Source organism: Micromonospora noduli (genome assembly GCF_003264365.1).
Classification (GTDB): domain Bacteria; phylum Actinomycetota; class Actinomycetes; order Mycobacteriales; family Micromonosporaceae; genus Micromonospora; species Micromonospora noduli.
The window spans coordinates 25,828-47,800 of record NZ_PYAK01000046.1; the positions used below are offsets into that span (position 1 = coordinate 25,828).

Sequence of the window (21,973 nt, forward strand, 5' to 3'; positions counted from 1 at the left end):
CGTCGAGGTCGCCGGACGACTACCCAGCACGGAGTGATCACTGGTGCCCTAGCAGGATCAATCCGGGAGACCTCAGCGACTGTCGACGGAGGTCGCGGCCCGCAGCGCCCAGGTGTTGAGGACCTGGTGGATGCCGCGCAGGCGCTCGTTGATCTGTTCCAGCCGTTCCGCCTGGGCCAGGGCGGCCAGTGCCGACCCCAGCGCGATCTGCTGGTCGAGGGTGAGATTGTCCTGGTCGATGGTGTAGAGCAGGTCGACGGTTTCGGCGATGGTGTCGGCCACAGCTTCTCCTCGGGCACGGGGGGCGATAGCAACATTGGCATCGATGGAAGCGCTCCCACATCATTGTGCCCCGTGCCATGCCGATTCATGCAAGCCGCTCAGTCCGGCAGGTTCGTCAGCACCACGTCGAGCACCCGGATCGCGTCCGGCTTGGAGAGCGGGTTGTTGCCGTTGCCGCATTTCGGTGACTGCACGCAGGACGGGCAGCCGGTGTCGCAGCCGCACTCCGCGATCGCGTCCCGGGTGGCCCGCAGCCACGCCGCCGCCGTCCCGTACGCCCGCTCGGCGAATCCGGCGCCACCCGGATGCCCGTCGTAGACGAAGACGGTCGGTGCCTCGGTGTCCGGGTGCAGCGCGGTGGAGATCCCACCGATGTCCCACCGGTCGCAGGTCGCCATCAGCGGCAGCAGACCGATCGCTGCGTGTTCGGCGGCGTGCAGCGCACCCGGCACGTCGGCCGGCTGGACCCCGGCGAGGGCCAGCGACTGCGGTGACAGGGTGAACCAGACCGCCACCGTGCGCAGCTCCCGGGTGGGCAGGTCGAGCGGCCGGGTGTCGATCACCTCGCCGGTGGCGATCCGTCGCCGCTGGTACGACACCACCTGGCTGGTGACGTCCACCTCGCCGAGGAACATGCCGACCGGCCCTGCGTCCACGTAGGAGCGCACCGACACCACGGACAAATCGGTGACGTCGCGGGCGTGGGTGGACCAGTCCGGCTCCTCGGCGCGCACCAGCGCGCACCCGTCGGCCAGGTCGAGCTGGTCGACCACGTACGAGACGCCCTGGTGCAGATAGACCGCGCCGGAGTGCAGCAGGAAGTGCGACGAGCCGCCGTCGACAGTGCCGAGCAGCCGGCCGGTCGACGACTCCACCACGGCGACCGGGGCGCCGCCCTCGCCGCGCAGGTCCACCTCGGGCCGCTCCCGGTGCCGCCAGTACCAACCGGTGGGCCGCTGCCGCAGCGCCCCCGCCGCGACCAGTTCGTCAACTGCCTCCTTCGCCCCCTCGCCGAAGAGCACCAGGTCGGCCGGGGTGAGCGGTGCCTCCACCGCGGCGCAGGCGAGCTGCGGTGCCAGCACGTACGGGTTGGCCGGGTCGAGCACCGTAGCCTCCACCGGCGCGCCGAAGATCGCCTCCGGGTGGTGCACCAGGTAGGTGTCCAGGGGGTCGTCCCGGGCTACCAGCACCGCGAGGGCCTCCTGCCCGGAACGCCCGGCGCGGCCCGCCTGCTGCCACAGCGACGCCCGGGTGCCCGGGTAGCCACAGATCAGCACCGCGTCGAGCCCGACCAGGTCCACGCCCAGTTCCAGCGCGTTGGTCGAGGCCAGGCCGAGCAGGTCGCCGTGCAGCAGGGCCCGTTCCAGCTCGCGCCGTTCCTCCCGCAGGTAGCCGCCCCGGTAGGCGGCCACCCGGTCGCCGAGCCCCGGCACCGCGTCGTCCAGCGCTCGTCGCGCGTTGGCGGCCACCACCTCGGCGCCCTTGCGGGAGCGGACGAACGCGAGGGTGCGTACCCCCTCGGCGACCGTGTCGGCGAGCAGGTCCGCGGTCTCGCGCAGCGCCGACCGACGGACCTGGTGAAGCTCGTCGTGCTCGCCCGTCGCCTGCGGCGGCACCGGGGAAGAGGCCGACGTGTCGGGTGGCAGCAGCGGCGGTTCCCAGAGTGCGAAGGTTACCCCGCCGCGGGGGGAGGCGTCCTCGGTGACCGCTGTCACCGGCAGGCCGGTCAGCCGTCCGGCCGCGGTGGCCGGGTCGCCGGAGGTGGCCGAGGCGAGCACGAACACCGGCGTGGCCCCGAACCGGGCGCACTGCCGACGCAGTCGACGCAGCACGTGCGCGACGTGCGAGCCGAACACGCCCCGGTAGGTGTGGCACTCGTCGATCACCACGTACGCGAGTCGGCGCAGGAAGCCGGACCACTGGGCGTGCCCGGGCAGGATGCCGTGGTGCAGCATGTCCGGGTTGGTCAGCACGAACCGGGAGTGCCGGCGGATCCACTCCCGCTCGGTGCGCGGAGTGTCCCCGTCGTAGCAGGCGGGGCGGACCCCCTCCAGCTCCAGCGCGGCGACGGCGCGCAACTGGTCCGCGGCGAGGGCCTTGGTCGGCGCCAGGTAGAGCACTGTGGCCCGGGGGTCGGCGAGCAGTGTGGCCAGGGCGGGCAGCTGGTACGCCAGTGATTTGCCGGACGCGGTGCCGGTGGCGACGATCACGTGCTGGCCCTCGTACGCCAGGTTGGCCGCCTCGGCCTGGTGCTGCCAGGGCGCGGCCACGCCGCGCCCTGTGAACGCGGCGCGCAACTCCGCCGGTGCCCACGACGGCCACGGCGCGGGCACCCCGGCGCGGGCCGGCACCCGCTCGACGTGGGTGACCGGGTCGGCGGCGCCCCGGGCGCGTAGCCGGCGCAGCAGGTCGGCCGGCGCTGGCCCGGGGCCGGGACCAGCGGATACGGTGGCCGCGGACGACGACTCCAGGTCGTGGCGCGGCGTGCCGCGCGCGGAACCGAAGTCGTTGGAGGTCACGCCCTGCACTCTCGCACTGGTGTTCGGAGATGAAAAGTCGGACACCGGGGTAAGGGGAAGCCTCCGCTGGCGTTCGCAGGCCGCCCCGGCGGTAGTGGTTAGATGCCCACGAGAGTTTACGGCTCTGGCGAGGAGGACCGATGGAGCTGTCACTGGCGACCCGCACCGTGGGCGAGCACACGGTGCTCGAGGTCGGTGGTGAGGTGGACGTCTACACCGCGCCCCGGCTCCGTGAACGACTCCTCGAACTGATCGACGGTGGCGCCCGTCACGTGGTGGTCGACCTCGGTCGGGTGGATTTCCTCGACTCCACCGGGCTCGGCGTGCTGGTCGGCGCGCTCAAGCGGCTCCGCTCGGCGAGCGGTTCGTTCGCGCTGGTCTGCGACAAGGAGCCGTTGCTCAAGATCTTCCGGATCACCGCGCTGGACCAGGTGTTTCCGCTGCACCCGACGGTCGACGCGGCGGTCAGCGCCGACTCGGCGGGCGCCGGCGCGTGATGGCGACAGTCAAGCTTTCGTTCTCGCCCGCTCCGGTGCACGTGCGCACCGCCCGCCTGGTCGGCGTCGCCGTTGCCCGGCGGGCCGGGGTGCGGGAGGACCTGCTGGACGAGGTGCGCCTGGCCATCGGTGAGGCGTGCACGCGCGCGGTGGCCCTGCACCGGCAGTACGGCCTGGCCGACCCGGTGCTGGTGGAGATGTCCGACGGTGGCTCGTACGCCGTGCGGGTGGTGGACCGGGCGCCGATCGAGGCGGGTATCGGTCTGACCGCGCTGCCGCCGGACGAGTTGGCCAACGAGTCGCTGACCGATGAGGCGCTGACCACCGGCGTCGGCTTCGCGCTGCTCGCGGGTTTCGTCGAGGACCTCCAGGTGCGCCCGGTCGACGAGGGCATCGGCACCGAGGTGCGGATGGTGTGGCCGGTCGGCCGCTGACGAGTTCCGCTGCGTAGGCCGCGTCCCCTGCTGGGGATGCGGCCTTCTTTGCATGGATGGGGCCCTATATCAGATTTCGTTTCATAACACAGCGACGAAGATCATCGCGACACGGTGCCACCTGGGTGTGACCTCCAACACTGCGGAGGGCTACAGTACCCGGGTTGTCAGCAAGTGACCTATCCCGCAGCCAGCGGGTATGGGTGTTCATCGCTGGTCCGCTGGTGGGTTGGCGCGCGCTTGCGAGTCCGCATCCAGGCGTCGGTCAGTGCGTCTCCACTCACCGGCGCGATTGTTCGGTAACAGGAGGACACAGATGTCCGAGACCTTGGCCGCCGACGGCGGCGGGCTTTCCCTTACCGGAAGCAATGTCACCTACGTCGTCATCGCCGCGGTTGTCGCGCTGGTGGCACTCGGTTTCGCTGCCGCCCTGACAAAAACGGTGCTGGCCGCTGGTAAGGGCACCGAGAAAATGCAGGAGATCTCGGGGGCGGTCCAGGAGGGCGCCTCGGCCTACCTGCTCCGTCAATTCCGCACCCTGGCGATCTTCGTCGTCGTCGCCGTCGTGCTGCTCTTCCTGCTTCCGGTGCACGACACCGATGGCAATGAGCTGGCTGTGAAGATCGGCCGCTCGCTCTTCTTCGTGGTGGGCGCCCTGTTCAGCGCGTTCATCGGCGGCGCCGGCATGTGGTTGGCCACCCGCGCCAACCTGCGCGTGGCCGCCGCCGCGCGGGAGCGAGTAGGCGGCCGCGAGGCCGCCATGAAGATCGCCTTCCGGACCGGCGGCGTCGTCGGCTTCCTCACCGTCGGCCTCGGCCTCTTCGGTGCGGCGCTGGTCGTCCTCGTCTACCGGGGTGACGCGCCCACAGTGCTGGAGGGCTTCGGCTTCGGCGCCGCGCTGCTCGCGATGTTCATGCGGGTCGGCGGCGGCATCTTCACCAAGGCCGCCGACGTCGGCGCCGACCTGGTCGGCAAGGTCGAGCAGGGCATCCCCGAGGATGACCCGCGCAACGCCGCCACCATCGCCGACAACGTGGGCGACAACGTCGGTGACTGCGCCGGCATGGCCGCCGACCTGTTCGAGTCGTACGCGGTCACGCTGGTCGCCGCGCTGATCCTCGGCCGCGCCGCCTTCGGCGAGCAGGGCCTCGTCTTCCCGCTGATCATCTCCACCATCGGCGTGCTGATCGCGATCATCGGCGTCTTCATCACCCGGCTGCGCGCGACCGACCGCAACGCCCTGACCGCGATCAACCGGGCCTTCTACCTGTCGGCGGTGCTCTCCGCGGTGCTGGTGGCGATCGCCGCCTTCGCGTACCTCCCGGCGACTTTCGGCGAGTTCGACAGCGGGCTCACCGACGCGCCCGGAAACCCCCGGCTGGTGGCCATCGGCGCAGTGGTGATCGGCATCGTGCTGGCCGCCGCGATCCAGGCGCTGACCGGCTACTTCACCGAGACCAACCGGCGACCGGTGCAGGACATCGGCAAGAGCTCGCAGACCGGTGCGGCCACAGTGATCCTGGCGGGGATCAGCATCGGCCTGGAGTCGGCGGTCTACTCGGCGCTGCTGATCGGCGCCGGCGTCTTCGGGGCGTTCCTCCTCGGCGGCAGCTCCATCACGCTGTCGCTGTTCGCGGTGGCCCTGGCCGGCACCGGCCTGCTCACCACTGTCGGCGTGATCGTCGCGATGGACACCTTCGGGCCGATCTCCGACAACGCCCAGGGCATCGCCGAAATGTCCGGCGACATCGACGAGCACGGCGCGCGCACGCTGACCGAGCTGGACGCGGTCGGCAACACCACCAAGGCGATCACCAAGGGCATCGCGATCGCCACTGCGGTGCTCGCCGCGACCGCGCTGTTCGGCTCCTACACCGACTCGCTCAGCAGCGCGTACGAGACGGCTGGCGTGGGCAACGTCGACAACGAGATCCTCAACGCGCTGAACGTGGCGAACCCGCGCAACCTGGTCGGCCTGATCATCGGCGCGGCTGTGGTCTTCCTCTTCTCCGGGCTGGCCATCAACGCGGTGTCCCGCTCGGCCGGTGCCGTGGTGATGGAGGTCCGCCGGCAGTTCCGTGAGCTGCCCGGCATCATGGACGGCACCCAGCGCCCGGAGTACGGCAAGGTCGTCGACATCTGCACCCGGGACGCGCAGCGCGAGCTGATGACCCCCGGCCTGCTCGCCATCCTCGCGCCGATCGCTGTCGGCTTCGGCCTCGGGCCCGGCGCGCTCGCGGCGTACCTGGCCGGTGCGATCGGTGCCGGCACCCTGATGGCGGTGTTCCTGTCCAACTCCGGTGGGGCCTGGGACAACGCCAAGAAGCTGGTCGAGGACGGCGCGTACGGGGGCAAGGGCTCCGAGTCGCACGCCGCCACTGTCATCGGCGACACCGTCGGCGACCCGTTCAAGGACACCGCCGGCCCGGCGATCAACCCGCTGATCAAGGTGATGAACCTGGTCTCGCTGCTGATCGCGCCCGCCGTGGTGGCCTGGAGCGTCGGCGACGACCGCAACGTCGGCCTGCGGGTCGGCATCGCGCTGGTCGCGACGCTGATCATCGTGGCGTCGGTGGTGTTCAGCAAGCGCAAGGGCATCGCGATGTCCGACTCGGACGCCGATGGCAACACCGGCGCGGGCAGCACCGATCACCGCCCGGAGACGGTCAACGCCTGATCCACTAACGGCCCGGGGTCCCCGGTCGACGGCTACGTCGACCGGGGACCTCGGGCCGTCCGGCCCGATGCCACACCTGGCCAAAGGCCGTACGCTGCAACGCATGCGTACGTGCCGGGCGTCTGCCGCCGGAAAGCTCACGGTGGTCCTGGCCACGATCGTCGTCCTGGCCGGCTGCGGCGGGGGTCCCAGCCCACGGGCCTGGGCGGCCTCGGTCTGCGGCGCCCTCACCCCGTGGCGCTCCGAGATCAACAAGCTGACCAGCAGCACTGACGAGCAGATGACCGCGCAGACCACGCCGGCGCAGGCCAAGGAGAACCTGGTGCGGCTCTTCGATGGGGCGGAGCAGGCCAGCGAGGCCGCGCGCCGCAAGGTGGAGAAGGCGGGCATCCCGGAGGCGGAGAACGGCGAGGCCATCTCCGCGGGTTTCCGTAGCTCCCTGGGGAAGATGCGGGACGCGTACGGTCGCGCCCGGGACACCATCGACGGCCTGGGCACCGGCGAGCCGACCGTCTTCTACGACGGCGTGCGGGCCGCCGTGGAGACCCTCAACAAGGAGTACGACGCCAGCGCGTTGGACACCAGCAAGCTCAACTCCGAGGAGTTGAAACAGGCATTCGACGAGGTGCCGGAGTGTCGCTGAGCGGGCTCGGTGACACCGGGAAGGCACAGCCGCCCCCGGCGCTGTTCCCCGCGCCCGAGTCCGACACGCCCACTTCCGGGCGACGCCGCGGCGGCGCGCCGCAGAACCGCTCCTCGCAGGACGGCCCAGGTCAGCAGACTGACGACGCGGGCCGGCAACTTGTCTTCTTCGGCGCGGACGCGGCCGAACCGACCGTCGCCGACCTGGCCGGGCTGCTCGCCGGGCCGGGTGAGGTGGTCCGGATGGGCGGCACCGCCCGGCTCTCGGTGCAGGTGGACGCCGCCTGGCGGGTGCACGTGCTCGTCGCCGAACTGGCGTCACGTGGGCTGGCGGCGAGCTGGGAGCCGACCGAGGGCGCGCGACACGCCGTGCGTACGTCGTACACCCGGGTCTTGAAGCCGCTCGCGGCCGCCTGGCTGCACGGTACGACGAAACGCCCGCCGGCCGCCTTCCACCTGACCGGCCGGCGGTTGCGGCTGTGGCTCGCCGCCGCGGGGACGCCGGAGCCTCCGGACTGCTTCCTGTTGCGACTGGGCGCCGACGACAAGGAGTGTTGGGAGCCGATCGGCGTGGCGCTCGCCTCGGCGGGGCTGGCTGGGACGCTGCTCGGCCCAGGTGAGGGCGGCCCGGCGTACCGGATCGCCGGCCGGCGCCGGTTGGCGCGGCTCGCCGAGCTGGTGGGCGGAGCGCCGGGCGCGGCGCCGGCCGACGCCTGGCCGACCCGCCCCTGAATCGGTCATTCCGCCCAGGTCGGCGGTGCCGGTCGGGTGTCCGGTGCCGGACAGCCGGCGGGTTGATCCAGGCGGAAAACGGGCGGGTCGGGCCTCGGTCGTGGGTCCGCCATCGTCACAGTGACCCGCTTCGAGCCCTACCCACGGTGTACGGTGGCGCCGTCCGGCAGTGCCGAGCGCGGCGGGGCGGCGTCGACCGCCGCGTCGAAGCGGTTTGCGGCCCGCGAAACCCGAAACGCGGGCGGCGCGTTACGTTGGACATCCGGACCGCCGGTGCGACGGCGGGGTCGAAAGCGGTCGCTGTCCGGGCGCCGGCAGGCCACGAGCAGGAGTGAGGTCGGGGAGAGACGTGCCGAGCAACGCTGGAACCACCCGTCTGGTCATCGTCGAGTCACCGGCGAAGGCCAAGACGATCTCGGGCTACCTTGGCCCGGGGTACGTCGTGGAGGCCAGCTTCGGTCACGTCCGCGACCTGCCGCGCAACGCCGCCGACGTGCCGGCCAAGTACAAGAAGGAACCCTGGGCCCGGCTCGGGGTGGACGTCGACAACGGCTTCCAGGCGCTCTACGTCGTCTCCGCCGACCGTAAGCAGCAGATCAGCAAGCTGGTGAAGCTGGCCAAGGAAGTCGACGAGATCTTCCTGGCGACGGATGAGGACCGCGAGGGCGAGGCGATCGCCTGGCACCTGGTCGAGACCCTCAAGCCCAAGGTCCCGGTCAAGCGGATGGTCTTCCACGAGATCACCAAGCCGGCGATCCAGGCGGCGGTGGCCAACCCCCGGGAGATCGACCGCGATCTGGTCGACGCTCAGGAGGCGCGCCGGATCCTCGACCGCCTGTACGGCTACGAGGTCTCCCCGGTGCTGTGGAAGAAGGTCATGCCGCGGCTCTCGGCAGGCCGGGTGCAGTCCGTGGCGACCCGCATCGTGGTCGAGCGGGAGCGGCAGCGGATGGCCTTCCGCACCGCCGAATACTGGGACATCCTGGCCACCCTCGCGGTGGCCAACTCCGGCGAGGGCCCGCGTGCGTTCAACGCCACCCTGATCGCCCTGAACGGCGACCGGATCGCCACCGGTAAGGACTTCGAGCCGACCACCGGCCGTGTCCGGGCTGGCGCTGGCGTCGTGCACCTCGACGAGAGCGGTGCCCGGGGTCTCGCGGCCCGACTCGACGGACGGCCGTTCACCGTCACCCGGGTCGAGGAGAAGCCCTACCGTCGCCGCCCGTACGCGCCGTTCATCACCTCGACCCTCCAGCAGGAGGCGGCCCGCAAGCTGCGCCTGTCCTCGCAGCAGACGATGCGCACCGCGCAGCGCCTGTACGAGAACGGCTACATCACCTATATGCGTACCGACTCGGTCAACCTGTCGGAGACCGCCATCTCGGCGGCCCGCCGACAGATCGTCGAGCTGTACGGCGAGCGCAGCGTTCCGCCGGAGCCGCGCCGCTACACCGGCAAGGTGAAGAACGCGCAGGAGGCACACGAGGCGATCCGCCCGGCGGGGGACAACTTCCGTACCCCGGGCGAGGTGGCCAAGGAGCTGTCCGCCGAGGAGTTCAAGCTCTACGAGCTGATCTGGCGGCGCACCATCGCCTCGCAGATGACCGACGCGGTCGGCTCCAGCGTGTCGGTGCGCATCCGGGCGGTCTCCACCTCCCAGGAGGAAGCCGACTTCGGGGCGACCGGCAAGACCATCACGGACCCGGGCTTCCTGCGCGCCTACGTCGAGTCCAGCGATGACGAGAACGCCGAGGCCGAGGACGCCGAGCGCCGGCTGCCCACCCTGGTGAAGGACCAGCCGCTGACCGCCGACGAGCTGGCCGCGCAGGGCCACCACACCCAGCCGCCGTCGCGCTACACCGAAGCGTCGCTGGTCAAGGCCCTGGAAGAGCTGGGCATCGGCCGCCCGTCCACCTACGCGTCGATCATGCAGACGATCCAGGACCGGGGGTACGTCACCAAGCGCGGCCAGGCGATGATCCCGACCTTCCTGGCCTTCGCGGTGATCGGGCTGATGGAGCGGCACTACCCCCGCCTGATCGACTACGACTTCACGGCCACCATGGAGAACGAGCTGGACGAGATCGCCGGCGGTGACCACGCGGCTGTCGACTTCCTCACGGCGTTCTACTTCGGCAGCTCCAACGGCGCCGGTGACCAGGACATCGCCCGTTCCGGCGGGCTCAAGAAGCTGGTCACCGAGAACCTCAGCGACATCGACGCCCGCAGCGTCAACTCCATCCCGCTCTTCACCGACGACGACGGCCGCGAGGTCGTCGTGCGGGTCGGCCGCTACGGGCCGTACCTGCAACGGGAGCTGCCCGGCGGCGAGCAGCCAGCACCGGCTGCCGAGGGCGAGGAGGGCGGCACCCAGGGTGACCGGGCGCCGATCCCCGAGGGCCTGGCCCCGGACGAGCTGACGCCGGAGAAGGTGCACGAACTGTTCCTGGGCGGCAGCGGCGAGCGCAAGCTCGGCGACGACCCCGGCACCGGCGAGCCGATCGTGCTCAAGTCCGGCCGGTTCGGCCCGTACGTGTCCAGCGGCGAGCGGAAGTCGTCGCTGCTGCGTACGCAGACCCCGGACTCGCTGACGCTGGAGGAGGCGCTCAAGCTGCTCAGCCTTCCCCGGCTGATCGGTGTCGCGCCGGACGGCGTCGAGGTCTTCGCGAACAACGGTCGCTACGGCCCGTACGTCAAGCGGGGCGAGGAGTTCCGTTCGCTGGAGTCCGAGGACCAGATGTTCACTGTCGGCCTGGACGAGGCGCTGGCTCTTCTGGCCGCCCCGAAGGCCCGTGGACGGCGAGCCGCGGCACCGCCGTTGCGCGAGATGGGCGTGGACCCGGCGACCGAGAAGCCGATGGTGATCAAGGACGGCCGGTTCGGCCCGTACGTCACCGACGGGGAGTTCAACGCGTCGCTGCGGCGCGGGCAGACTCCCGAGGCGCTGACCATCGAGGAAGCGTCCGAGATGCTGGCCGAGAAGCGGGCGAAGGGCCCGGCGCCGAAGAAGAAGGCGGCGGCGAAGAAGGCGCCCGCGAAGAAGGCCACGGCCACCAAGAAGACGGCCGCCGCCAGCAAGTCCACGGCCGCGAAGAAGACCACCACGGCCAAGGCGACGGCGGCGAAGAAGGCTCCGGCGAAGAAGGCCGCCCCGCGCAAGGCCGCGACCAGCACGGAGTAGCCCCCGCGCCGGGTGGCGCTTGTTCCGACGCTCCAGATCTTGGACAGTTTCCGTCTTGCCTGAACGGAAACTGTCCAAGATCTATTTTGTGGTGTTCCGGGTCACGTGTGAGGCTGAGGCCTTCGCGGTTTCGCCGGTACCGCCGTACCGTATGGCCATGCCGACAAGGAAGAGGCGTGCGGGCGGAGAGAAGCGGGAGGCCGTCCTCGACGCGGTGGCGGGTGTGCTGGCCACCCGCGGGTACGAGAACACCCGCTTCACGGACGTGTCCGCTGCCGGCGGGGTCGCGATCAGCACCCTGCAGACCTACTTCGGCTCCCGCGAAGACATGATCATCGAGGCCATGCAGGCGTTCACCGACCGGGAGGTGGAGGCCCTTCGGGCGGTGTCCGCCACCGAGGCCGATCCGTGGCGACGACTTGTCGCGCTTGTCGACCGCAGCCTGCACAACTCGGAGAGCACCCGGCAGGTCCTGGTCGAGTTCTGGCGCTCCGCGATGCGCGACGACGAGCTGCGCGACTACAGCGCCACCGTGCAGCAGCGCTACCGGGAGCCCTTCCTGGCCGCCGTCCGGGAGGGCGTTGCCCGGGGGGCGTTCACGCTGGCCCACGACGCCGAGGCGGTGACGGACCTCCTGCTCTCGGCGCTGGCCGGTCTGATCATCTCGCGGGTCCAGCACCACCCCACTCCGGCACCCGCGAACTTCCGCGACGTCCTACTGGTTCAGCTAGGACTGATGCTGGGCGTCAACGACTCCGAACCAACACCCGAACGGATCGAGGCACGATGACCACCGTCGAGATCACCCGGTTCCGCGTTCCCGCCGAGCGCGCGGACGATCTGCTGGCCGCGCGGCCGGCGATGCTGCGCGACTTCCAGGCCGATCGCGCAGGCTTCCTCGGCGCACGGCTGATCCGGTTGGCGGCCGACGAGTGGCTGGACATCGTCTTCTGGGGTTCCTCCGAGGACTACGCCGAATCCCGCCGTCGGGGCGCGAACCGGCCCGGCATCCAGACATTCTTCTCGCTGATCGATTCGGTGATCAGCACCGAGGAGGGCACGACGACCGACGTGGTGGGTGCGTGATGCGTGCCGCGTGGTACGACCGGCAGGGTCCGGCGCGCGAGGTGCTCGAGGTCGGCGAGCTACCCGACCCGTGGCCAGGCGAGGGCGAGGTGAGGGTCCGGGTGTCGGTCTCCGGAATCCACGTCGGTGACCTGGGTAAACGGCAGGGCTGGTGGGGGTCCACGATGACGTTCCCCCGGGTCGTCCCGCACGGAGACGGCGCCGGAGTGATCGATGCGGTCGGGCTGGGCGTTGATCCGTCGCGGATCGGCGAACGGGTATGGGTCTATCTCGCCCAGTCGTACCGCCCCTTCGGCACCGCCGCCGAATACACGGTGGTGCCCGCTCGGCACGCCGTGCCGCTGCCCGCCGGGGTGCCGTACGAGCAGGCGGCCGGGCTGGGCATCCCGGGCATCACCGCCCACCGGGCGATCTTCGGCGACGGGCCGGTGACCGGCCAGCGGGTCCTCGTCACCGGAGCCCTCGGCGCGGTCGGGCGGGCCGCGCTCGCGGTGGCCCGTCGGGGCGATGCCATCGTGATGGCGACAGTACGCAGCCCGGAGCAGGTCGAACACGCGCTGGCCGCGGGAGCGCACCACGCGCTCGACACCGCCGGTGGAGACATGGCCACCCGAATCCTCGACTACACAGGTGGGGAACCGATCGATCGGGTCGCCGAGTTGGCGTTCGACGCGAACATGGCGACCAACCTGGAGGTGCTCCGCAACGGCGGGGTGATCGCCACCTACGCGACCGGCGCGGCCGAGCCAACCGTCCCGTACTGGCCGCTCGGCTTCAAGAACATCACCGTCCGGTTCCTCAGCAACGACGACTTCCCGGAGGCAGCGAACGAGGCCGCCGCCGGTGAACTGACCTCCGCGCTGGTCGCCGGCGATCTGCGTTACCCCATCGCCGCCCGCCTTCCGTTGGCGGAGATCGCACAGGCGCACGAGCTGGCCGAACACAGCTCGGCCAGCGGCCGGATCGTCCTGGACATCTGAAGGGCCCCCAAACGACCATGATCTGGACAGCCGGTTTCCGTACCGCGGTGATCAGTCCGTACGAGCAGCTCCAGTTCGGCCAACCCCGGCGCTTCGCCGACCAGACCGTTCGTCAGGTGCTGCACCTGGCCGGCGGCGGGGACGCCCTGCGTGTACGCCTGACGAACCGCTACGGCCGCAGTCCGTTGACCATCGGGGCCGCCACTGTCGCCGTCGGCGACCGGCAGGCGGCCCTCACCTTCGGCGGTGCCGAGCGCGGCGTCGTGCCGGCGGGCGAAGAGACCGTCACCGACCCGGTCAGCATTCCCGTCGCGCCAGGCGCCGACCTTGTCGTGAGCCTCTACTTCGCGGAGCGGACCGACCTGGCCACCTACTCCCACAAGCCGGTCGAGGTCGCGCGGATAGGCGGTGGCAACCTGGTCGCCTCGCCCGTCCTGCCGAGAGGGGAGCAGGTCGAGGCCCGGTTCTTCATCGCGGGTGTGGACGTGCTCGCCGCCCCGGACACCGCCGTCGCGGTGGCCTTCGGTGACTCCTGGTTCGAGGGGGTCGGCACCACGATCGGCGCGAACCGTCGATCCGTCGACCTTCTCAACCGGCGGTTGAAGCGCGGGTGGGTGGTCAACCAGGGCATCGCCGGGAACCGTCTCCTGCGCGACGGCGTCGGCGAACACGGGCTGGCGCGCTTCGACAGAGACGTTCTCTCCATCCCCGCCCTGACCCACGTTCTGGTCCACTTCGGAATCAACGACCTTGGTCTTCCGGTCATGTTGGGCGAGCCGCCCGTCACCGCCGACGCCCTCGTCGAGGGCTTCCGTGCGCTGGCCGACCGCGCCCACGACGCCGGTCTGCGGATCGTCGTCGCCACCATCGGCCCGTTCGCGGGCGCCGGCCCGGAGATCAGCACCCCGGCGGGCCTCGCCACCCGACGCGAGGTGAACGACTGGATCCGTACGACGGACGCCTTCGACGCCGTCTTCGACGTGGCGAGCGCTGTCGCGGACCCGCACGCCCCCGACCACATCCACCCCGCGCTGGACAGCGGCGACGGCATGCACCTGAACGACAGGGGCGCGGAGGCGATGGCCGACGCGGTGAACCTGGACGACCTCGCGCTCTAGCGCTGGTCACCGCGATGGCGCCTACCGACGGGAGCCGTCAGACCCCGAGGACGTGGTTCAGGTGGGCGTTGGTGAAGACACGGTCGGGGTCGAGCCGGTCGCGGACGGCCTGGAAGTCCGCGAAGCGGGGGTACGCCGTGGCCAGTGAGGCGGCGTCGCGGTAGTGCAGCTTGCCCCAGTGCGGGCGACCGCCCAGCCCGGCGGCCACCTGCTCGAAGGCCCGGAAGTACGGCTCGTACGGCATGCCGACGTACTGGTGCACGGCGATGTAGGCGTTGTCCCGGCCGTAGCCGTGCGACAGCCAGATGTCGTCGGCCGCGGTGAACCGCACCTCCACCGGGAAGAGCACCTTGAACGGCAGGCCGTCCACGATCCGCTGGAGCGCGGCGAGCGCTTCGGGCAACGCCTCGCGGGGCAGGCCGTACTCCATCTCCACGAAGCGGACCCGACGCGGAGTGCAGAAGACCCGGTCGGAGCGGCCGGTGTACTGGCGTTCGGTGAGGGCGCGGGCGGACACCGCGCTGATCCCCGGGGCCAGCGCGGGCACGGCCCGGCCGAGTCGGCAGGCACCGGCGAAGACCCGGTTGGACAGGAAGTCGTCGTCCACCCAGCCGCGCCAGCGGGACAACGGCCGGTCGTTGGCGGGTACCCGGTCGTTGGCCTTGACCTGGACCCGGGACGTGTACGGGAACCAGTAGAACTCGACGTGGTCGTGCCGGCCGATCAGCTCGGGCAGTTCGCCGAGCACGTCGGCCAGTTCGGCCGGTCGTTCGTGGGCGCGCAGGACGAAGGCGTCCACGCAGCGCAGGGTCACCTCGACCAGGACGCCGAGCGCGCCGAGTGACACCCGGGCGGCGGCGAGGACGTCGGGATGCTCGTCGGCGGAGCAGCGCAGCACCTCGCCGGTGCCGGTGACCACTGTGATCGCCTCGACGAAGGTGGAGAGGCACCCGTAGCCGGCTCCGGTGCCGTGGGTGCCGGTGGAGATCGCCCCGGCGACGGTCTGCGCGTCGATGTCGCCGAGGTTGGGCAGCGCGAGGCCGTGCCGGGCGAGCAGGCCGTTGAGCGCGTGCAGGGTCATGCCCGCCGGCACGGTGACCAGTCGGTGGGCGACGTCCACGCTGACCATGGTGTCCAGGTCGGACAAATCCATCCGACGGTCGTCGGCGAGCGCGACGGCGGTGAACGAGTGGCCGCTGCCCGTCACCCGGATCCGACCGCCGTCGGCGGCGACAGATCGGACGGCTTCTGCGACCTCGGTCGGCGAGCCGGGGCGCAGGATCGCGTTGGCGCTGCCACGCTGGTTCCCGGCCCAGTTGGACCATCCAGCCCCGAGCGGTGCGGTGCGAACCATGCGCGCTCCTCATTCATGAATATGAACTGACTTCATATCAGGAACGTTCTAGCTGGTAAATACCGCAATTGCGATCCGCTCGTTGTACCGGTAGTCACGGACTCGTGACGTGGAGATATGTTCATCCGTCGAAGGGGGGTGGCGCAGAGTGTCCACACCAGCCGCCACGACCGGGCCGCTGCGCCGCGTACCGGTGCAAGGTCGAAGTGTCGCGCGGGTACAGCGCATGTTGGATGCCTGCGCCGAACTCGTCGACGAGGTGGGGTACGAGGGGCTGACCACCACCCTGCTCGCCGAGCGGGCCGAGGTGGCGATCGGGTCGGTCTACCAGTTCTTTCCGGACAAGCGGGCGATCGTGCAGGCGTTGACCCTGCGGACCATGGAGTCCTACCTCCAGCGCCTCGACGAGCGGTTCGCCTCGGACGAGATGACCCACTGGTGGGACGGCGTCGACGCGGGCATCGACGAGTACATCACGATGCACCGCACCGTCCCCGGCTTCCGTACCCTGCACTTCGGCGACGTGGTCGACCTGCACCTGCTCGACGAGCAGCGGGACAACAACGGCGTGATCGCCGACCAGTTGGCCCGGGTGCTCACCGAGCGTTTCGGGCTCACCGACGTGCCGAAGCTGCGCTTCGTGCTGGAGATCGCGGTCGAGGCGGCGGACGCGCTGATCAAGCTCGCGTTCCGCCGGAAGTCCGAGGGCGACGAGCGGGTGCTGCTGGAGGCGAAGGCGTTGATCCGGGAGTACCTGCACCGTCAGGTGGACGGCCCGGACAACGGCCGGTCCACCGTCGGCAAGCATGCTGAGGCGCCCCAACCGGCCTGAGTCGGCATGGGGTGCGGGCCCCGACCGGCGGTGAGGGCGGCTTCCGGTCTCAGAGGAAGGCCTGCCCCTCACCCCGGTAGGTGGGGACCGTCGCCACCACCGCGTCCCCCTCGATCAGGTGCAGCTCGTTGACCCGTTCACACAGCTCACCTGCCTTGGCGTGCCGGAACCACACCCGGTCGCCGACGTTCAGCCCGGCCGCCGCCGCTCCGGCCAGCGGAGTCTGCACCTCGCCGGCGCCCTCGGTGCCGACCAGCTTCAGCCCCGCCGGTAGCCACGGCCGGGGCAGTCGACTGTCGGCGGCCGGGCCGGAGGCGATCCAGCCACCGCCGAGCACCGTCGCCAGCTCCGGCGTCGGTCGGCGGACCACCGCGCAGGCGAAGAACGCCGCGGGGGTGGGCCGCCAGGCGCGGTACGCGTCGAACAGCGTCGGCCCGTACAGGCCCGATCCCGCGGTGATCTCGGTTACCGCGGGATCGGCGCTGGTCGCGGCCACGCTGCCGGTGCCGCCGCCGTTGACGAACTCCAGGTCGGCGTGCTCGCGTACCGCTGCGACCGCCGCGCCACGGCGGGCCAGCAACTCGCGGTACGACCCGCGCTGGGCCAGCCTGATCGCGCCCGCCAGCAGCGTCCTGCCCGGCGGCGCGTCACCCAGGCCGGCGATCTGCGCCTCGTACGACATCAGCCCGACCAACCGGAAGCCGGGCCGACCGGCGACGGCGGCGGCGAGCGCGCCGGCAGCCCGAGCGCTGTGCACCGGTGAGCGGCGGACGCCGACGTGCACCCGACCGCGCAGCGGTCGCCAGGAGGCGTCCAGATCCAGGCAGAGCCGTAGCTCGGCGCGCTGCCCCGGTGCCGTGACGGCGTCGATGAGGTCGAGTTGACCGGTGCCGTCGATCATCAGGGTGATCGCGGCGGCGAGCGTCGGGTCGGCGCCCAGCTCGGCGAGGGCGGCCCGGTCGGCGCTCGGATACGCGACCAGCACGTCGTCGCTGACGCCGGCGCGGACCAGCCAGATCGCTTCGGGCACTGTGAAAGCCATCACGCCCTGCCAGCCGGGCCGGGCGAGGGCTCGACTGATCAACTCCCGGCTGCGGACCGACTTGCTGGCGAGGCGGACCGGTTTTCCGGCGGCGCGATCGGCCAGGGCAACCGAATTGGCGTCGAAGGCGGTGAGGTCGACCACCGCGTACGGGGGGTCGAGGTGGGCAGTCGCCCGATCCAGGCGCTCGCGAAGTTTGTCGCTTTCGATGGCCACGTGTGCACGCTAACTGTCTGACGGAGAATGCGAAATACCCTCGCGTACGTCCGGGCTGCGGTCGGTACGTCCGGCGGCCTAGGCTCAGCGAGCAGGAGAATGTCGCCCGGGGGGTGGCCCCCACCGGGTCTAGAGTGTTGCACCGGAGGTGCCCAGCGATGGGCCGGCACGTGGAGGTACGGCCATCGAAAGCCAGAACAGCGGCGAGTCGCCCGGCGTGTCGCGCTCGGGTGACCAGTCGGACAACGCCGCCAAGCAGCCCAACGGCGGTCAGGTTGATCCGTCCGGTTATGCCGCGATCCGGTCCGTGCTGCGCATCCGGCCGTTCCGCCGGCTGTGGATCGTGCTCGGCGCCGCCTCCTTCGGTGACTGGCTCGGCCTGCTGGCCACCGCCCTCTTCGCCGCCTCGCAGGTGCAGGGCAGCACCGCCCAGGGCGCCGCGTTCGGCGGGGTCACCGCGATCCGGTTGCTGCCCGCGCTGGTGCTCGGCCCGGTGGCCGGCGTCTTCGCCGACCGGTTCGACAGGCGCTGGACGATGGTCATCTGCGACCTGCTGCGCTTCGTGCTCTTCGCCTCCATTCCGCTCTACGCCCTCAGCGGCGCCGCGGGCGGCCTGGTGGTCGGCTGGGCGCTGATCGCCACCTTCCTGATCGAGTCGCTCACCCTGCTCTGGATCCCGGCCAAGGAGGCCGCGGTCCCGAACCTGATCCCGCGGGCCCGGCTGGAAGCGGCCAATCAGCTCACCCTGATCACCACGTACGGCCTCACCCCGGTGGCCGCGGCCATCGGTCTCGCCGTGCTCGACCGCGGTGTCAGAGGCGCTGTGGGCGGCGACCTACCCTCCTGGGCCGAGCCGGCCCAGCTCGCGCTCTGGTTCAACTCCTTCTCCCGGCTCGCCACCGCACTGGTGGTGGCGTTCGGGATCAAAGAGATCAGCGAGGCGCAGCGCGGCGAGGCGGAGCGTGCCGAGCAGAGCATGTTCCGGCAGTTCTCCGAGGGCTGGAAGTACATCGGTCAGACCCCGCTCGTCCGCGGCCTGGTGCTGGGCATCTTCGGCGCGTTCGCCGGCGGCGGCATCGTGGTCGGCACGGCCAAGTTCTTCGCCAACTCGCTGGGCGCCGGTGACGCCGCGTTCTCCCTGCTCTTCGGCGCGATCTTCGTCGGTCTGGCGCTCGGCATCGGGCTCGGCCCGATGGTCGTCAAGGAGATGTCCCGGCGACGCTGGTTCGGCATGAGCATCGTGCTGGCCAGCGCCGCGGTGATGACCCTCGCCTTCGCCATCCACCTGTCCATGGCGATCGTCGGCGCGGTGCTGGTCGGCGCCGGCGCCGGGATGGCCTTCCTGGCCGGCACCACCCTGCTGGGTGGAGAGGTGGCCGACGAGGTACGCGGCCGGGTCTTCGCGGTGGTGCAGATCGGCACCCGGCTGGTCCTGATCCTGGCCATCGGGCTGAGCAGCGTGTTGGTCGGTGTCGGTGGCTCGCGCAAGCTGGAGATCGCCGACCTCGGCATCTCCGTCTCCTCCACCCGACTGCTGCTGCTCGCCGCCGGTGCCGCCGGCATCTTCGCCGGGATCAGCGCGTTCGGCCAGATGGACGACAAGAAGGGCGTACCGGTCCTCGCCGACCTGTGGGGCTCCATCCGGGGCCGTCCGCTGATGCCCTCCGAGCCGTTCGTCTCCGCCGGGCTCTTCGTGGTCTTCGAGGGCGGCGAGGGCGCGGGGAAGTCCACCCAGCTCACCGCGCTCTCCGAGCGGCTGCGCGGTCACGGCCGAGAGGTCGTGGTCACCCGCGAGCCGGGGGCCACCGGTGTCGGCCGGCGAATCCGGTCGCTGGTGCTGGACACCTCCGGCGACGACGCGCCCTCCCCCCGGGCCGAGGCGCTGCTCTACGCCGCCGACCGGGCGCACCACGTGGCCACCGTCGTCCGGCCCGCGCTGGTCCGGGGCGGCGTGGTGATCAGCGACCGGTACGTCGACTCGTCCCTGGCGTACCAGGGCGCCGGCCGGACACTGCCCGTCGACGAGGTCTCCTGGCTCTCCTCCTGGGCCACCGGTGGGCTCAAGCCCGACCTGGTGGTGCTGCTGGACGTCGAACCGCGCACCGGTCTGTCCCGGGTGGCCTCGCGCAACACCGGCACCGACCGGCTGGAGGCCGAGTCGGTCGCCTTCCACGAGCGTGTCCGGTACGCGTTCCTCGACCTCGCCGCCGCCGACCCGAAGCGCTACCTGGTGCTGGACGCGTCCCGGCCGGCCGACGAGATCACCGGGCTGGTGGTCCGGCGGGTCGAGGAGATGCTCGGCAAGCCGGGCGGCATCGTGCACCCGCGGCCGGCGCAGGGCCCGGACACCTCGGTGCAGCCTGAGTTATCCGACGCGGAGCTGGTGACGATGGAGCACAAGACCTGATGCCGGACGTCTTCGCCGACCTGGTCGGTCAGGACGAGGCGGTGGTCGAGCTGCGGCGCGCCGCAGCCGCGGCAGCCGCCGTGCTGCGTGCTGGCGTGGCCGCGTTGGTCACCGCCGGCCCGGCCAGCGGTAACGAGTCCGCTGCCGACGACGCCGCGACCGGCGGGGTGGATCCGTCCGCCGGGATGACGCACGCGTGGATCTTCACCGGCCCACCCGGCTCCGGCCGCTCGGTCGCCGCACGGGCGTTCGCCGCCGCACTGGAGTGCGTGCACGGGACCGGCTGCGGCGAGTGCCCCGGCTGCCACACCACCATGGGCGGCACCCACGCCGACGTGCGGATGGTGGTGCCGGAAGGACTCTCCATCGGCGTCGGCGAGATGCGCGCCCTGGTGCTCCGCGCGGCCAGCACCCCGTCCGGCGGGCGCTGGCAGGTGGTGGTCATCGAGGACGCCGACCGGCTCACCGAGGCCGCCGGCAACGCGCTGCTCAAGGCGATCGAGGAACCCCCACCGCGGACGGTCTTCCTGCTCTGCGCCCCGTCCACCCACCCGGACGACATCTCGGTGACCATCCGGTCGCGCTGTCGGGTCGTACCCCTGCGGCAGCCGCCGGCCGACGCGGTGGCCGAGGTGCTGGTTCGTCGGGACGGCATCGCGCCCGACGTGGCGCAGTGGGCGGCGGCGGCCGCGCAGGGCCACGTGGGTCGGGCCCGCCGGCTGGCCCGCGACCCGGAGGCCCGCAAACGACGCGAGGCGGTGCTCGCGGTGCCCCGCCGGTTGACCGGTGTCGGCGCGGCGTTCGACGCGGCGTCGGCGCTGATCGAGGCGGCCGAGGCGGAAGCTGAGGCGTCGGTCACCGAGGCCGACACGACCGAGCGGGCGGCACTGGAGACGGCGCTCGGCGCAGGCGGCACCGGCCGGGGCGCGGCCGGCGCCATGCGAGGCGCTGCCGGGCAGCTCAAGGAGCTGGAGAAGCGGCAGAAGTCCCGGGCCACCCGGGCCCAGCGGGACGCACTGGACCGGGCGCTGGTCGACCTCGCGGGCTTCTACCGGGACGCGCTCACCATGGCGCTGCGCGCGCCCGTCGCCCCGGTGCACACCGACACGGCCGCGCTGGCCGGCACCGGCGCGCAGAAGTGGGACGCCGAGGGGTCACTGCGCCGGTTGGAGGCCGTGCTCGCCTGCCGTGCGGCGATCGAGGCGAACGTCAAGCCGCGGATCGCGGTCGAGGCGATGATGCTCGCCCTCTGGAAGGGCTGACCCGCGCTTCCCGGCGTTGTCCACAGGCATCGACAGGCCCGATTGCGGTGCGGTACGGTCCCTGTGCCGTGGTGACGGTGGCACCACACTGAGTGATGGATCACCCGGGAGGAGTCGGCCGATGCCGCGGGGGGAGATCGACGAAGCCTGGATCGAGGAGGCGGTGCGACGCTACCGCCGGATCGAGTCCCTCCAGGCCGAGTTCGACCAGGCGGTGTCGACCGTTGAGGTGACCGTCCGCTCGCCGGACGGCCTGGTCGAGGTGGTGGTCACCGCCGGTGGACGGATCACCGACGTCCGGTTCCTCGGGCCGCTGCACACCCGCAGCCCGCGCGACGTGGCCGGTTCCGTGCAGGCCGCGGTCACCGCGGCGGCCGACGCCGCCGAATGGGCCCGGGAAAAGCTGCACAACGAGACGTTCGCCGCCTACCGACCGCTCGCGGGGGCCTGAGATGGACACACTGCGCGCGCTCTCCGCGCGACTGGACGAGGCGAGCGCCACGCTCACAGTCGTTTCGCACACCGTCACCGCCAGCGATCCGGCCCAGGCCGCGTTCGGCGCCGACGCACCGGGCCGCCCGGGCGAGATCGGTCGGGCGCTGCACCGGCAGTGGACCACCGCCACCGACGACCGGGCCCGGGAGGCCCGCGCCGCGGCCGGTCGACTGGCCGCCGCCGCGGCGGCCGTGCGGGAGGCCGCCGACCGCTACGC

General features: G+C 71.5%; 19 protein-coding genes. 15 read left to right on the forward strand and 4 right to left on the reverse strand.

Annotated elements, in window-relative coordinates:
* Window positions 1-72: 72 nt before the first annotated feature.
* Window positions 73-282 (reverse strand): hypothetical protein, encoded by a 210-nt coding sequence (locus GUI43_RS25635; RefSeq protein WP_030334221.1) that lies wholly within the window; start codon window positions 280-282, stop codon window positions 73-75.
* Between the two features lie 98 nt (window positions 283-380).
* Entirely contained in the window at window positions 381-2,753 is a 2,373-nt protein-coding gene (locus tag GUI43_RS25640) for a DEAD/DEAH box helicase (protein WP_428842229.1), read from the reverse strand.
* Window positions 2,754-2,941: 188 nt separating this feature from the next.
* On the opposite strand from GUI43_RS25640, the gene GUI43_RS25645 reads away from it, so the two are divergent.
* The 10 genes from GUI43_RS25645 to GUI43_RS25690 all read left to right on the forward strand — a co-directional run bounded on the left by GUI43_RS25645 (window position 2,942) and on the right by GUI43_RS25690 (window position 14,148).
* Window positions 2,942-3,298: an STAS domain-containing protein gene (locus GUI43_RS25645; protein ID WP_112585749.1), complete on the forward strand. Its 357-nt coding sequence runs from the start codon at window positions 2,942-2,944 to the stop codon at window positions 3,296-3,298.
* Window positions 3,295-3,732: an ATP-binding protein gene (locus GUI43_RS25650; RefSeq protein ID WP_030334228.1), complete on the forward strand. Its 438-nt coding sequence runs from the start codon at window positions 3,295-3,297 to the stop codon at window positions 3,730-3,732. The genes GUI43_RS25645 and GUI43_RS25650 overlap by 4 nt, the downstream gene beginning before the upstream one ends.
* Window positions 3,733-4,048: 316 nt before the next feature.
* Window positions 4,049-6,409, forward strand: coding sequence for a sodium-translocating pyrophosphatase (locus tag GUI43_RS25655; RefSeq protein ID WP_112585751.1), 2,361 nt, complete (start codon window positions 4,049-4,051; stop codon window positions 6,407-6,409).
* A 103-nt stretch (window positions 6,410-6,512) separates the two neighbouring features.
* On the forward strand, window positions 6,513-7,052 hold the full coding sequence (locus GUI43_RS25660) for a hypothetical protein (protein ID WP_112585753.1): 540 nt from the start codon (window positions 6,513-6,515) through the stop codon (window positions 7,050-7,052).
* Window positions 7,043-7,783 carry a hypothetical protein gene (locus tag GUI43_RS25665; RefSeq protein ID WP_112585755.1) on the forward strand — a complete coding sequence of 247 codons (741 nt, stop codon included), beginning with the start codon at window positions 7,043-7,045 and terminating at the stop codon, window positions 7,781-7,783. The genes GUI43_RS25660 and GUI43_RS25665 overlap by 10 nt, the downstream gene beginning before the upstream one ends.
* 349 nt (window positions 7,784-8,132) lie before the next feature.
* A complete protein-coding gene (gene topA, locus GUI43_RS25670) occupies window positions 8,133-10,964 on the forward strand; it encodes a type I DNA topoisomerase (RefSeq protein ID WP_112602108.1) in 2,832 nt (943 codons plus the stop codon).
* A 157-nt stretch (window positions 10,965-11,121) separates the two neighbouring features.
* Entirely contained in the window at window positions 11,122-11,754 is a 633-nt protein-coding gene (locus GUI43_RS25675; RefSeq protein WP_170158788.1) for a TetR/AcrR family transcriptional regulator, read from the forward strand.
* Entirely contained in the window at window positions 11,751-12,050 is a 300-nt protein-coding gene (locus tag GUI43_RS25680) for an antibiotic biosynthesis monooxygenase (RefSeq protein ID WP_091395413.1), read from the forward strand. The genes GUI43_RS25675 and GUI43_RS25680 overlap by 4 nt, the downstream gene beginning before the upstream one ends.
* Window positions 12,050-13,030, forward strand: a complete 981-nt coding sequence (locus GUI43_RS25685) for an NADPH:quinone reductase (protein ID WP_112699978.1) — start codon at window positions 12,050-12,052, stop codon at window positions 13,028-13,030. Before GUI43_RS25680 ends, GUI43_RS25685 begins: the two co-directional genes overlap by 1 nt.
* Before the next feature lie 47 nt (window positions 13,031-13,077).
* A complete protein-coding gene (locus GUI43_RS25690) occupies window positions 13,078-14,148 on the forward strand; it encodes a GDSL-type esterase/lipase family protein (protein ID WP_211326762.1) in 1,071 nt (356 codons plus the stop codon).
* Between the two features lie 37 nt (window positions 14,149-14,185).
* Here GUI43_RS25690 and GUI43_RS25695 read toward each other — a convergent pair whose 3' ends face one another.
* Entirely contained in the window at window positions 14,186-15,502 is a 1,317-nt protein-coding gene (locus GUI43_RS25695) for a D-arabinono-1,4-lactone oxidase (protein ID WP_112699980.1), read from the reverse strand.
* A gap of 226 nt (window positions 15,503-15,728) precedes the next feature.
* Between GUI43_RS25695 and GUI43_RS25700 the strand changes: the two genes are divergently transcribed.
* On the forward strand, window positions 15,729-16,334 hold the full coding sequence (locus GUI43_RS25700) for a TetR/AcrR family transcriptional regulator (protein ID WP_112585769.1): 606 nt from the start codon (window positions 15,729-15,731) through the stop codon (window positions 16,332-16,334).
* A gap of 49 nt (window positions 16,335-16,383) precedes the next feature.
* Here the strand turns inward: GUI43_RS25700 and GUI43_RS25705 are convergent, their stop codons facing one another.
* Window positions 16,384-17,592 carry an amino acid deaminase/aldolase gene (locus GUI43_RS25705; protein WP_112602112.1) on the reverse strand — a complete coding sequence of 403 codons (1,209 nt, stop codon included), beginning with the start codon at window positions 17,590-17,592 and terminating at the stop codon, window positions 16,384-16,386.
* 307 nt (window positions 17,593-17,899) lie between these two features.
* Here GUI43_RS25705 and tmk point away from each other — a divergent pair, with 307 nt between their 5' ends.
* From tmk to GUI43_RS25725, 4 genes are all read left to right on the forward strand, one after another.
* Complete coding sequence (gene tmk, locus GUI43_RS25710) at window positions 17,900-19,999, forward strand: dTMP kinase (protein WP_091397387.1); 2,100 nt, start codon at window positions 17,900-17,902, stop codon at window positions 19,997-19,999.
* On the forward strand, window positions 19,999-21,261 hold the full coding sequence (locus tag GUI43_RS25715; RefSeq protein ID WP_112585773.1) for a DNA polymerase III subunit delta': 1,263 nt from the start codon (window positions 19,999-20,001) through the stop codon (window positions 21,259-21,261). Before tmk ends, GUI43_RS25715 begins: the two co-directional genes overlap by 1 nt.
* Window positions 21,262-21,382: 121 nt before the next feature.
* Window positions 21,383-21,712, forward strand: coding sequence for a YbaB/EbfC family nucleoid-associated protein (locus GUI43_RS25720; protein WP_007454690.1), 330 nt, complete (start codon window positions 21,383-21,385; stop codon window positions 21,710-21,712).
* 1 nt (window position 21,713) lies between these two features.
* Window positions 21,714-21,973 (forward strand): hypothetical protein (locus GUI43_RS25725; RefSeq protein ID WP_112699981.1); only part of this gene is annotated, 260 nt, incomplete at its 3' end.